The sequence below is a fragment of the Carnobacterium jeotgali MS3 genome (assembly GCF_000745125.1).
Classification (GTDB): domain Bacteria; phylum Bacillota; class Bacilli; order Lactobacillales; family Carnobacteriaceae; genus Carnobacterium_B; species Carnobacterium_B jeotgali.
In genome coordinates this window covers 525100-538038 of sequence record NZ_JQNF01000010.1, presented here as the reverse complement: position 1 = coordinate 538038, position 12939 = coordinate 525100, and the positions used below count along the sequence as shown (strand labels likewise).

15 protein-coding genes and 1 riboswitch are annotated in these 12939 nt (G+C 35.9%); of the genes, 10 read left to right on the top strand and 5 right to left on the bottom strand.

Annotated features, from left to right (window positions below; genetic code table 11):
* Nucleotides 1-33: 33 nt before the first annotated feature.
* Nucleotides 34-1050: a Gfo/Idh/MocA family oxidoreductase gene (locus BP18_RS10115; RefSeq protein ID WP_029277776.1), complete on the bottom strand. Its 1017-nt coding sequence runs from the start codon at nt 1048-1050 to the stop codon at nt 34-36.
* Between the two features lie 241 nt (nt 1051-1291).
* Between BP18_RS10115 and deoC the strand changes: the two genes are divergently transcribed.
* Nucleotides 1292-1978, top strand: coding sequence for a deoxyribose-phosphate aldolase (deoC, locus tag BP18_RS10110; protein WP_007722103.1), 687 nt, complete (start codon nt 1292-1294; stop codon nt 1976-1978).
* Nucleotides 1979-2057: 79 nt separating this feature from the next.
* Here deoC and BP18_RS10105 read toward each other — a convergent pair whose 3' ends face one another.
* Nucleotides 2058-2918, bottom strand: coding sequence for an SDR family oxidoreductase (locus BP18_RS10105; protein WP_029277774.1), 861 nt, complete (start codon nt 2916-2918; stop codon nt 2058-2060).
* 150 nt (nt 2919-3068) lie between these two features.
* Here BP18_RS10105 and BP18_RS10100 point away from each other — a divergent pair, with 150 nt between their 5' ends.
* The 5 genes from BP18_RS10100 (at nt 3069) to BP18_RS10080 (ending at nt 8047) form a co-directional block, all read left to right on the top strand.
* Entirely contained in the window at nt 3069-3422 is a 354-nt protein-coding gene (locus BP18_RS10100; protein WP_013711902.1) for a winged helix-turn-helix transcriptional regulator, read from the top strand.
* Between the two features lie 34 nt (nt 3423-3456).
* The gene (locus BP18_RS10095) at nt 3457-3849 is read left to right on the top strand and encodes a DUF1398 family protein (protein WP_007722100.1); all 393 of its coding nucleotides are present in this window, start codon (nt 3457-3459) and stop codon (nt 3847-3849) included.
* Between the two features lie 107 nt (nt 3850-3956).
* Nucleotides 3957-4916, top strand: coding sequence for a glutathione S-transferase family protein (locus BP18_RS10090; RefSeq protein WP_007722097.1), 960 nt, complete (start codon nt 3957-3959; stop codon nt 4914-4916).
* Nucleotides 4917-4948: 32 nt separating this feature from the next.
* Nucleotides 4949-5794 (top strand): endo alpha-1,4 polygalactosaminidase, encoded by an 846-nt coding sequence (locus BP18_RS10085; protein ID WP_013711901.1) that lies wholly within the window; start codon nt 4949-4951, stop codon nt 5792-5794.
* A 227-nt stretch (nt 5795-6021) separates the two neighbouring features.
* Nucleotides 6022-6125: riboswitch (NiCo riboswitch) on the top strand.
* Nucleotides 6126-6223: 98 nt separating this feature from the next.
* A complete protein-coding gene (locus BP18_RS10080) occupies nt 6224-8047 on the top strand; it encodes a heavy metal translocating P-type ATPase (protein WP_013711900.1) in 1824 nt (607 codons plus the stop codon).
* 63 nt (nt 8048-8110) lie between these two features.
* Here BP18_RS10080 and BP18_RS10075 read toward each other — a convergent pair whose 3' ends face one another.
* From BP18_RS10075 to BP18_RS10065, 3 genes are all read right to left on the bottom strand, one after another.
* The gene (locus BP18_RS10075; protein WP_013711899.1) at nt 8111-8869 is read right to left on the bottom strand and encodes an ABC transporter permease; all 759 of its coding nucleotides are present in this window, start codon (nt 8867-8869) and stop codon (nt 8111-8113) included.
* On the bottom strand, nt 8866-9519 hold the full coding sequence (locus BP18_RS10070) for an ABC transporter ATP-binding protein (RefSeq protein ID WP_007722090.1): 654 nt from the start codon (nt 9517-9519) through the stop codon (nt 8866-8868). The genes BP18_RS10075 and BP18_RS10070 overlap by 4 nt, the downstream gene beginning before the upstream one ends.
* A gap of 131 nt (nt 9520-9650) precedes the next feature.
* Complete coding sequence (locus BP18_RS10065; RefSeq protein WP_013711898.1) at nt 9651-10073, bottom strand: cupin domain-containing protein; 423 nt, start codon at nt 10071-10073, stop codon at nt 9651-9653.
* 255 nt (nt 10074-10328) lie between these two features.
* Here BP18_RS10065 and BP18_RS10060 point away from each other — a divergent pair, with 255 nt between their 5' ends.
* The 4 genes from BP18_RS10060 to BP18_RS10045 are packed head-to-tail and all read left to right on the top strand — an operon-like array spanning nt 10329 to nt 12842.
* Nucleotides 10329-10634 carry a rhodanese-like domain-containing protein gene (locus BP18_RS10060; protein WP_007722086.1) on the top strand — a complete coding sequence of 102 codons (306 nt, stop codon included), beginning with the start codon at nt 10329-10331 and terminating at the stop codon, nt 10632-10634.
* The gene (locus BP18_RS10055) at nt 10634-12286 is read left to right on the top strand and encodes an FAD-dependent oxidoreductase (RefSeq protein WP_007722084.1); all 1653 of its coding nucleotides are present in this window, start codon (nt 10634-10636) and stop codon (nt 12284-12286) included. Before BP18_RS10060 ends, BP18_RS10055 begins: the two co-directional genes overlap by 1 nt.
* Nucleotides 12286-12582 carry a rhodanese-like domain-containing protein gene (locus tag BP18_RS10050; protein WP_029277771.1) on the top strand — a complete coding sequence of 99 codons (297 nt, stop codon included), beginning with the start codon at nt 12286-12288 and terminating at the stop codon, nt 12580-12582. Before BP18_RS10055 ends, BP18_RS10050 begins: the two co-directional genes overlap by 1 nt.
* Nucleotides 12582-12842 carry a metal-sensitive transcriptional regulator gene (locus BP18_RS10045; RefSeq protein ID WP_007722080.1) on the top strand — a complete coding sequence of 87 codons (261 nt, stop codon included), beginning with the start codon at nt 12582-12584 and terminating at the stop codon, nt 12840-12842. The genes BP18_RS10050 and BP18_RS10045 overlap by 1 nt, the downstream gene beginning before the upstream one ends.
* The last annotated feature ends 97 nt before the right edge of the window (nt 12843-12939 follow it).

The window sequence follows — 12939 nt, the reverse complement described above, 5'->3', positions numbered from 1 at the left end:
TAATTTGGTTATATTTTTTATAACTAGGCTGCATTAAGCGTTGATTTTTTGCAGGCCTTCTTCAAGTATTTCTAATTGACGAATGGTTTCTTCATCTTTTACTAGTTTATCTTTTCCATTGATGATAGTTTCATATAACCCTTCGTAAATACGGCTGTAATCCCCAATTTCTGAAATGACTTTCTCCTCATGATAGAGGCCATTAGCATCTACATAGGTAACAGTACCGTAATGATCTGGTGTATCGATTCCAAAATCAGGATTAGTTGGCATATAGAATAATTTTAAGTGTTCTTCTTGGCGATCTTTTTCGTGCTTGATAAACATCCCTTTTTTACCATAAAGCACAAAACTTGGCCGTGATTTTATTCTAAAGTAACTTGATTTAACCGATACTTTTATTTTTGAATAGTAAAAATCCAAGTCAAAATAATCATTCATTCGATTCGGACCTAATAATTGTCTCACATCATAATGAATAGAATCTGGATCTCCAAAATAAGAAAGAACTTGATCAATTGTATGACAGCCATGTCCATATAAATAACTGCCAGCGGCTGATAATTCTGTACTGTTTTCTGGAACTTCTGGTCTGAAATAATCATAGTGCATTTCAACTTCTAATAATTCACCAATAACGCCACTTTCAATAACTTTTTGAGCAGTTAGGAAATCTGAATCGTAGCGTCTGTTTTGGTAACATTGCACGATTAAATTTTTTGATTTTGCTAACTCAAATAGTTCTCTTGCTTCTTGAGCTGTTTCGGTAAAAGGTTTTTCAACGAGTGTATTTTTCCCATTTTCTAGTGATAATTTTGCAAACTTGAAATGCAATGAATTTGGAAGGCAAATAGCTACCAACTGAATTTCTGGATCGTTCCAAATATCCTCTAAATTCGTTGTGTAGTTGACTCCAGGAATCTTATCCCAATCGCTATTCTCATGACGCGAATAAATTGTTTTCACTTTAACGTGCTCTGCTTTTAATGCGAAAGGTAAATGATAGCGATTCGTACTTTTTCCGTTTCCGATATAAGCCATGGTTAACATTTAAAAACCTCCTATAGTATCTGATAATTAGATTATATAGGAAAAACGACTGAAGTAGGCTGGTATTCGTTCATTAAGGTTCTCATGTTCTTCTTTTGGCTCACAAAAATGGCGTAAACTGAACATTATGTTCAATTTTGGAGTTATACCATTGGTTTAATGATTAAATTACTACTAGTTATCAATTGAGAATGTTAATTATGGTAAAATGAAATCGGATTCATTAAAAGGAGGAAGAATAATGACCTTTAAATTGAGCATAACAGAACTAGCAAACAGGATAGATCACACTTTGTTAAAAGCAGATGCAAAAAAAGAAGGATTTGAAAAATTGTGTCAAGAAGCGAATGAATATGGTTTTAAAATGGTGGCAATTAATTCAGCTCCTGTTGCTTTATGCAGTGCATTGTTAAAAGATAGTCCCGTTCATGTTGGAGCCGCCATCGGTTTTCCACTTGGTCAGACTACTATTGCTACGAAAGTATTTGAAGTTACGGATGCAATTAAAAATGGCGCCGATGAAATTGATTATGTAATTAATATTAGCGAGTTAAAAGACGGAAACATCGCTTATATTGAACAGGAAATGAAAGAAATCGTAGCTGTCTGCCAAGCGCAAAATGTTTTAAGTAAAGTAATTTTAGAAAATTGTTATTTGACTAATGCAGAAAAAGTTGTGGTCTGTGAAATTGCCAAAAGAGTTAAGCCAACTTTTGTCAAAACATCAACGGGTTTTGGCACTGGTGGCGCCACTGTTGAAGATGTAAAACTCATGAAAGAGATAGTTGGAACAGAGGTTAAAGTGAAAGCAGCAGGTGGAATACGCGATTTTGCGACGGCTAAAGCAATGGTGGAAGCGGGTGCTGAGCGTTTAGGAACAAGTTCAGGAATTAAGATCATTACTGAGTATAGATCATTCGTTAAGTAGTAGAATAGTAAAATTAGCAGAAATAAAAAAAAAAAGAGCAAACCTTAAAGGCTTGTTCTTATTTTTGTACTCTATATAGTTATTTTTGTAACCATTCTCTTAAAGCAGTAACAAGTGGTGTTAATGGTTTGCCTAATGTCTTTTCAAAATCGTTTGAACTAACGTCTAGTTCGCCATTACGAATATCATTTTGAATCATTAAGATAAATCCTACAACAGCTTCAGGGACGCCAGTGCTGATTAATGCAGTTTGATAATCTGTATCAGTCATTTCAATGACTTCGAATGCTTTGCCACTAGCAATTTTAAGAGCATCTGCTAATGCTGCATAAGTAATAGGTTTACCAGTTAACTCAAGCACTTCGGGTGTTGCTACTTTTTCAGTCAAGACATTGATAGCAGCTTCGGCATATTCACGTTTTAGCGCCCAACCTATTTTACCGTCTCCAGCAGAGTAGGTGAACGGATGGCCAGCTGCTGCAGCATTTAAGGTATCATTTTCATTTTCTAGATACCAATTGTTGCGTAAAAAAGTGTGGGGAATGTTAGCTTCAGAAATTAAACGTTCCGTTAAAATATGATCTTGTGCTAAAGGACTTTGGGATTGAGGACCTTTAGGAAAGCTTGTATAGGCAACAAATGAAATACCAGTCTCTTTAGCGGCCTTTACAACATTTGTGTGCTGTTCGACACGTGAAACGGTTGCACCGGGTTGTGAGGAAATAAAGAGTAAACGATCAATGCCCTTGAAGGCCTCAAGTAAACTTGGGTAGTCACCAAAGTCACCTATACGAACTTCAACTCCTTGTTCACGTAGTTTAGCAGCTTTTGCTTCGGTTCTTGCTAATGCTACAATATCTGTTAACGCAACTTGCTCTTTTAAATAATGTAATGCATAAGTACCTAGTTCTCCTGTTGCTCCTGTTAGCAAATACTTCATATTTAATCAACCTTTCTATGGGTAAAATGATTTAACTTGTTTCTTTTATGTTCTCCTATTATAATAGGACTCTAGGTAACTTATGTAAAGTAAGTACTTTTAAGTTACCTAGTAACCAATAAGTAACTAAAGCGAAAGAAGTGGATTTCTATGCGTAATAAAGAAGTAGCTTGTCCAGTAGAGACAACACTTTTGTTGATAAATGATCGTTGGAAAGTGATGATATTAAGAGAATTGCTAGATGGTACTAAACGATTTGGCGAATTAAGAAAAGCAATCGGAACAGTTTCAGCAAAAGTTTTAACAACTCATCTACGGTCTATGGAAGCAGATGGATTGGTCGACCGTGAAATTTTTGCAGAAGTCCCTCCACGTGTGGAGTATACATTGACGGAATTAGGCAATAGTTTAAAACCAATTTTAGATGCGATGAAGGATTGGGGCACAAACTATCAAGAAATAGTTGCTAGTGAAGGTGAGCAGTCGGAAATAAAGATTATTTAGTTGAAATGCTTTTCATGAAGGGGAGAGACTAAAGATGAGTTTAGACAAACAAGAGATTGAAAAAGCTGTTTATGCCGAAAAAAATACGGATGGATTTGCTCAATTGATGCAAGAGTTCAAACAATTAGGTATTAAACGCTATGATTATTTAGTTGCGGAGGGATTATACCGCTATTTTGACGAAGAAAGTTCAATCGACTTGACCTTAAATGGGAGACCGAAAAAAGTTGCTGAACAAAGTGGGTACGAAGCTATACAAACAGCCGTAAAAAGAGCCCAATCTGGAGAATTTGATTTTGAAACTTTTTGTGAGTTAGCTGGAAAAGCTGGCGTTTCTTTTTGGACGAGTGACTTAGTGTCGAAACAAGTAGTTTATTATGACTTGAATAAGAAGCCTCTATTAGTTGAACCGATTCCTGGATTATAAAGATGGCTTTACGAATTAACCGATAAGATAAAGAACCGATGAATTTTTTTAAGAAGTGTTTAGTTGAAATATCAAATAGAGATGTGCAAGTTGAGAGGAGAATAATAATGGGATTACTAGTAGATGGCAAATGGCATGATCAATGGTATGATACAGAAGGCAACGGTGGGCGTTTTATTCGGCAAGAATCGCAATTTCGTAATTGGATTACAGCAGATGGAAGTGCTGGTCCAAGCGGAGAAGGCGGGTTTAAAGCTGAACCAGGGCGCTATCACTTATACGTTGCATTAGCGTGTCCTTGGGCAAACCGTGCATTGATTATGCGCAAATTAAAAGGATTAGAAGAAATGATTTCGGTATCTGTCGTGAATCCTCTAATGGCCGAAAACGGTTGGACATTTGAACCAGAAGAAGGTGTGATTCCTGATCCTGTGATCGATGCCAAGTTTCTCTATGAACTGTATACGCATGTAGAACCAGAGTATAGTGGACGCGTGACTGTACCTGTTTTATATGATTTGAAACAAAATAAAATCGTAAACAATGAGTCTGCTGAAATTATGCGCATCTTGAATTCTGCTTTTGACGAAATAGGTGCAAAAGAAGGCGATTATTATCCTGAAGAGTTGCGTTCTGAAATTGATGCGATTAATGAGAAAGTCTATCATTCGGTCAATAATGGGGTATACAAGGCAGGATTTGCGACGAAGCAAGAGGTCTATCAAGAAGAAGTGGCCAAACTTTTTGACGCACTTGATGAATTGGAAGAACGGTTAGGTAAAAACCGGTACTTGGTAGGCGACCAAATCACTGAAGCAGATTGGCGCTTGTTTACGACGTTGATTCGTTTTGATAGTGTCTATTATGGTCATTTCAAATGCAATATTAAACGCATTACAGATTACAAAAATTTATGGCGCTACACAAGAGAATTGTACAATTGGCCAGGAATAGCTGAAACGATAAACTTTAAACACATCAAAGAGCACTATTATTGCAGTCATAAAAATATTAATCCGACCGGTATCGTTCCAACAGGACCAGAATTAGATTTTAGTTTAGATTAAATAGATAGCAAATGAGATAAAGGGGCAATTATATGAAAACTACTGCAATACGCTTTTTGATAGGAGTAATGGCTATTTTAGGAGTAACCGCTTGTGCAAAATCAGAAGAAAAAAGCAACAATATAAACGAAAATACAGGTGATTATGGTGTGTTTTTGAGTTTAGATGGAAGTGAAGCAATCGAAGCTAGTGAAGGTTACGAGACGGCCATTATTGATGCACAAAATCTCTCCAAATCAGAAATTGCGGAGATGCAAGATCGAGGTCAAGAAGTCTATAGTTATTTAAATGTAGGATCATTAGAGACTTACAGACCTTACTTTGAAGACTTTCAGCATCTTACTTTGAGGCCTTACGAAAATTGGGAAGAAGAATATTGGGTTGATGTAACCAATGAAGACTGGCAGGAATTTAGTGCAGTCACTTTAGCTAATGAACTTCTTGATAAAGGAATCGATGGCTTTTGGATTGACAATGTAGATGTATACTGGCAATTTCCAACAGAAGAAACGTATGTTGGAGTGGAACAGATTTTAAAGACACTCATGAGCTATGGCAAACCGGTCCTTATTAATGGAGGAAATGAATTTGTCAGTGCGTATTTTCAAAAAAATCAACAGGTAGATGATATCTTGACGGGTGTAAACCAAGAAACAGTCTTTTCCGCTATTGATTTTGAAAAGAATGAACTAATTGCTCAGTCCAAAGAGAATCAAGACTATTACTTAAATTATTTGGATACTCTTGATGAAGCTGGAAAAGAGATCTATTTGCTTGAATACACTACAGATAATGGGATAGCAAAGGAAATTAAAAATTATGCGAGTAAAAGAGACTGGCAGTATTATATTTCTAATTCAATTGAGTTGGATGGCTAGACTGAATTAGCTGCAACAAAAAGGGCTAATAATTTTTTTCTCTTTTTCTATAAATAATAGCCAAAAATTGATGGAATATATGGTTGATTTATCAAGCAAAGACTGCATTTAGATGGTGCTCAAAAGCAAATTAACATTTGATACTTCAATTAGTAAATGGTATTATAAGTGTATATAAATCTAATTTAACTTGCTCTTCTTTCTTATAGCTAATTTAAGAATGAGAGCCAATTAAATCTGAACAGGCGGTGAACTCTTAGAGGTTCATGCGGCCGGATCACACATGTGTGATAGCAGAGTAGTGCCAAAAAGGCACACCTGTGGGACAGTACTACTGTCCTATAGGTGTGCCTTTTTTATTTTTACTTTTTATTAAGGAGGGGAAATCTAACCACTAACTTAAAAATAATTATAGAAAGGAAGAGGGAAATGTTGAAGTTTTTAAGCAATACGCGTTCAGGACAGTTTTTAGTCATTGGAGTATTTTTTACAATTATTGGATTTATTTTAAATACGATGGGAGGTTTTTATAGTTCACTTTCTTTTTATGTGGCAATTTTCTTTTTAGGATTCTTTTCAGCTAAAAAAGCGGTGACAGAAACAATCCATTCTAAAGCTCCCAATGTTGATTTGCTAATGGTTTTAGCAGCATTAGGTGCATGTTTGATTCATTATGAATCAGAAGGAGCTGTATTACTGTTCATTTTTGCTGGTTCAGAAGCTCTAGAATCCTATGCAACCAATAAATCAAAAAGTGCTATTTCTGAGTTGCTATCTCATGTGCCTTCTACAGCGCAACTGCTAAAAGATAATGATGAAGTGAGTGAAGTACCTACTGAATTGTTAAAAGTTGGTGACGTTGTAGTCGTTTCAAAAGGAGCACAGATACCTATTGATGGGTATTCCGACCGAAAAACACAAATCAATGAATCCAGCCTTACTGGGGAATCAATGCCTGTTGAAAAAGAAAAGGGAGCCGAAGTATTTTCTGGGACTTTCAATGAAGGAAATGCCTTTCATCTTGAAGTGAATAAAACGAGTGACCAAACCGTCTTCTCAAATATTATACGAATGGTAGAAGAAGCACAGAAAAGCCCTTCGAAAATTTCGAAAATTATTGATCGTTTTGAAACGAAATACGTACTAGTTGTTTTAATTATGGTTCCATTGTTCATTGCGAGTCTTTATTATTTTAACGGGTATAGCTTTGAGGAAGCTTTTTATAGAGGTATGGTTTTATTGACCGTTGCTAGTCCATGTGCTTTGGTCGCTTCTGCTACACCAGCAACACTAAGTGCTATCAGTAATGGAGCAAAAAATGGGGTGTTAGTTAAAGGCGGAGCAGCAATGGAGTCTTTGAATACGATGGATATTTTATATAGCGATAAAACAGGGACACTGACATTTGGTGATTTCAGAGTATTAAATTATGAAGTTCCAGAAGATATTTTGAATGAAGTGGTTTATATGGAACAACAATCTAACCATCCAATAGCTAATGCTATTGTGGCAGCTTTTGAAAACAGAAACTTTAAAGGCATTGATACTTCAGAACCTGTGGAGGAAATAGCTGGACAAGGTGTTAGAAAAGGAGCAATTGAAATAGGTAAACCAAGTACGTTTATTGGGTATCCTGATAAAAATTATTATCTTGATAAAGTAGTTGAAGAAAATACAACGATTTTTGTGGCGAAAAGTAATGAAATTGTTGGGTACATTTCTCTTTCTGATGAAATTCGGTATGAAGCAATCGAAGCAGTAGCTGGTTTTCAAAAAGAGGGTATTCAAGTTGTACTTTTGACTGGAGACAATGAAATGGTTGCTTCGAAAGTTGCTAAGGAAGTCAAAGTAAATGATTATGTAGCCAATTGTCTTCCAGAAGATAAGATTAAACATATCCTAAAAAGTCAGCGAAATAAAAAGGTGGTAGGCATGGTTGGAGATGGAATCAATGATGCACCCGCATTAGCGAATGCGGATATCGGCATTGCTATGGGTAGTGGATCATCGGTGGCTATAGAGTCAGCTGATGTGGTGATTGTAAAAAATGATTTAGGTAAATTGCTTTATAGTTATCACCTGAGCAAACGATTGAACCGAATTATTAAACAAAATATTTTCTTCTCTGTCAGTGTGATCATCATATTGATGATTTTAAATCTTTTAGGTTATTTAGATTTGCCGGTAGGAGTTGTCTTCCATGAAGGATCGACAATTTTAGTTATTTTAAATGGATTGCGTTTGTTACGTTAATAAAAAATATAAAAGTGTGTGAGCCTATTGGAATTTCCGATAGGCTCACACACTTTTATTGGTTTAATCTTTTAGTTGTTTCCTTGCTGTATAAAATTCTTTATAAGCCAAGTAACTAGCAATCACAGATGCAATACTTGTAGTGGATAGCAGCATAAAGGTAACCATAATTTGGTACTTTATCGCATGCGTAGGGTTTACACCAGCAAACATCAATCCAGACATCATACCGGGCAGACTAACAATTCCAATGGTCTTTGCAGATTCGATTGTTGGGAGCATTCCTGCACGAATACTATCACGTACTATGGAGATAGAAGCTTGTTTTAAATTTGCTCCTAATGCCAGTTTTTCTAATACTTGTTGACGTTGGTCTTTAAATTTTGAGTTCAAATTGCGGTAACAAATTCCAATCGCAATCATTGAGTTACTAGCAATCATTCCTGATATTGGAATGACCTGAGAAGGGATGAATAAAATAGCTCCTGATAAAAGTAAGACAATCAAAGTTAAACTAGTAGCTGTTAAGATGGCAATAAAAGATATTTTAAATGCATTTGATATACCATTGCTTTTCTTCCCCGCATTAAAAGAGGCATTAAAAATAATAACTAAAACAAGTGCTAATGTCACAATAATATTATTTAGTTTAAAGACATAGCCTAATAAATAACCAACAGCAAATAATTGGATAACGGCTCGCACAACACCAATTAAAATATCTTTACCCAATCCTAATTTTTCTTTATAAACCACAATAAGTGCTATACCAACTAAGGCAGTTGCAAATAGTAAAGATGAATTATTAATAGCTAAGTTCATTTTGGTTCCTCCATTTCACCATTAACTAAGTGAATAATACGATTTGAAGCTTGAATCTCGACTGCATTATGGGTGACCCATAAAATTGTAACGCCTTGTTCTTGATTCAGATTACGGATTAAATCACGAATAATTTCTTGGTTTTCATGATCTAATGCGCTAGTTACTTCATCTAGTAAGAGGACTTTAGGCATAAATAAAACATTACGAATCAATGCTACCCTTTGCTTTTCCCCACCAGATAATGCGTTGACTGATTTAGTTAAATACTCTGCTCCTAGGCCAACTTTTTTTAAAGCATCTAAGGCTTTTTTTTCATTAAAAGGCTGATCTCTGATAACAAATGGGAACATGAGATTGTCTTTTACAGTTTCTCCAAAAAGTGTAGCCGTCTGGAAACAATAGGAGACTTCTTTTCGGTAATCAGTAGGTTCATAGTCATCAACTAGTTTACTTTGATAAGAAACGGTTCCTTCAGTTGGAGACAAGAGTGAAGCAATAATTTTTAATAAGGTACTTTTTCCACTTCCTGATGGTCCTGTAATCGTTAAGAATTCTCCCTCTTCAACAGATAGCGTTATTCCTTTTAAAATGGCTTTTCCATCTAATTCGTAGCCTAGTTGGGTTGTGTTTAATAGTGGTGTCTCCATATATTCTCCTCCTTAGAGTAGTTTTATTTAGTTTATATTTAATAAATTACAAAAAAGGAGAGCCCAATATTTAGAGCTGTTGCTCAAATGTTTGGACTCAAAACATTCCTTTTTATAAAGCGAGGCTTTTTTTAGTGTTCATTAGGATCATTTTCTGCGTCTTCATGAGTTGGGTGAATAGTTCCTTCAACATGATCAGGACCCGCATAAATGGTATATAATTTTAGTGGTTTGTCACCAGTATTTTTAATATTGTGCCACATATCTGCTGGAACCAATACGGCTTCATCTTCAGAAACAACTTGTTCAAAATTTAAGTTATCTTCAGAGGGTCCCATTTGGCATAGCCCTTGACCTTCTTCGATACGAATAAATTGATCAATTCCATGATGAACTTCTAAGCCAATATCATCGTTTGGTTGAATAGTCATGACGGTTACTTGTAATTTAGCACCTGTCCATATCGTTGTACGGTAGTTATCATTTTGCACTGTAGCATCTTCAATATTTACAACATAAGGTTTTTTGCCATGATCTTTAAAATCAATACTCATTATCCTAATCACTCCATTTCATAATAGTTATTTAATTATATTAATTACAATCTAACTATAGCAAATTATCATTTGGAAAACAAGTATTAGTGTCTTAAATGTGGCTAGTATTTTTTTAGTCTGTTTTAAACAAATAAGCTTTACATTTTATACCCCTCGGAGTATTATATATATAAATACGGTGTGGGGTATTTTGTTAGAAAGAGTATTTAGCAATGAAAATAGAAAATAAATTAAAAAATAGGAGGAATAAAGATGTTTTTTAAAACAGTATCATCTATTTCAACCAATGAATTGGAGAAAAAGTTAGTGGAGAAACCTCAAATTATTGATGTACGTGAAGCTCATGAGTTTCAAGGAGGTCATATACCTGGAGCTAAAAATGTCCCATTAGGTAAAATCGCTAATTATATCCCAAAAGGTAAAACGTATGTAATCTGTCAATCTGGTATGCGTAGCAAAAAAGCTTCAAAATTGTTAATGAAACAAGGCTATGATGTGGTAAATGTCCGTGGCGGCATGTCATCTTGGGCTGGAGTTACAAAGGGAGGAAAACTGTAATGAAAATTGTTATTGTAGGAGGCGTAGCTGGTGGAATGTCAGCAGCTACTCGCTTGAGACGGTTGAATGAAACAGCAGAAATCATTATATTAGAAAAAGGACCTTATGTTTCATTTGCCAATTGTGGCCTTCCATATTATGTGGCTGGTGAAATTGAAGAACGCAGCAGCTTGTTGGTACAAACACCGGAAGCTTTACAAGCGCGTTTTGAACTAGATGTACGTCCTTATAGTGAGGCAGTATCGATAGATGCTTCTCTAAAAGAAGTAATCGTGCGTACGGCAGAAGAAGAGTACACACTATCTTATGATAAATTGATCCTTTCTCCTGGAGCTAAAGCGTTTATCCCACCAGCTAAAGGACTAGAAGAAGCAAAGAATATCTTTACATTGCGTTCGGTTCCGGATGTTGATGCAATCACGGATTTCATGGAATTATATCAGCCTAAAAAAGCGGTAGTGATCGGAGCTGGATTTATCGGTTTAGAAATGGCTGAAAGTTTAGTTCATCGCGGATTAGATGTTACAATTATTGAAAAAGCACCACACGTTTTGCCACCTTTAGATGAAGAAATGGCTGCTTATATCACTAAAGAATTAAAAGCTAATGGGGTCAAATTGTATACCGGATTGGCTGCTGAGTCGTTTGAAGAAGAAGGAAAAGTGGTTGTTCTTGAAAATGGCGAACGCTTAGAAAGTGATTTAACATTAATGTCAGTAGGGGTCAAACCTGAAACGACATTGGCTCTAACTGCAGGTATTGAAACAGGTGTACGTGGTGGGATAATGGTAAACGAATACTATGAAACAAGCCAAAAAGATATCTATGCTGTCGGAGATGCGATTGTAGTAAAACAACAAATTAATGGGGAAGACACGATGATTGCTTTAGCTTCTCCAGCAAATCGTCAAGGCAGACAAGTTGCTGATGTGATCAGTGGATTGCCGCGAAAAAATAAAGGGAGTATTGGTACGGCAATTGTCCGTGTATTCAATCAAGTGGCCGCTTCAACTGGTTTAAACGAAAGACAATTGAAAATGGCAAATGAAAAATTTGAAATCGTTCATATCCAAGGGAAAAGTCATGCCGGTTATTATCCAAATGCTGGTACTATTTTGCTAAAAGTATTATTTAATCCTGAAAACGGAAAAATTTATGGTGCACAAGCGATAGGTGAAGATGGAGTAGATAAACGCATCGACATCATTGCAACGGCCATTAAAGCAGGCATGACGATACATGATTTGCCAGAGCTAGAGTTTACCTACGCTCCACCATTTGGATCAGCAAAAGATCCGGTGAACATGGCTGGTTACGCTGCTTTAAATCTGATTGAAGGAGTAAGCGAATCGATTCAATGGCATGAATTAGAATCAAAGCAAAAAGAAGGTTATCTATTGTTAGATGTACGTAATGAAGGAGAACTTGAAAAAAATGGCCGCTTAAAAGGAGCACTAAATATTCCTTTAGATCAGTTACGTGAACGATTATCAGAAGTACCTAAAGACAAACCCATCATTGTAAGTTGTCACAGTGGGTTGCGCAGCTACATTGCTGAACGTATTTTAAAACAAAATGAATATAAGGCTAAAAATTTGGATGGAGCATTTGCTCTTTATTCAACAGTTAGACCAGAAAAGGTGGAAAAATAATGTATCATTCAATATCAATGCCAGAATTTGAACAAAAATGGAGAAGAGAAACGATTTCATTAGTCGATGTTCGTGAAAGCGATGAATGGGAATCTAAACATATAGAAGGCGCTATTCATGTACCTTTAAGCGATTTGTCAAATGAAAAAGAACAGTTAAACAAAGAACAAGAATACTATGTAATGTGCCACTCAGGAGCTCGTTCTGCAATGGCTTGTCAACAGTTAGCAAAAGAAGGGTACAAAGTAACCAACGTTATGGGCGGCATATCTGCTTGGAGAGGGGATACAGTCTAATGGAATATAATGTGAAAATTGTGAACCGGTTGAAACGTTCTGATGGACAATTGCATGGCGTATTAAAGATGATTGAAGAGGGGAAAGAATGTGTGGATATCGTGACACAATTATCAGCTGTTCGTTCCAGTCTTGATCGGGCTATTAGCTTGATTGTGGCTGAAAATTTAGTAGAGTGTGTACAAGCGAATATTAAAGAGGGCGGTACTGGAGAAGAAGATATCCAACAAGCTATCAGTCTGTTAATGAAAAGTAGATAAAGACAGTTTAAACTTGTAGAAGACTGATCGTTTCTTACATGCAACGATGAACAGTCAAATCGTTAAGTTTACAGCCAACTATTGTTAATAGATACCC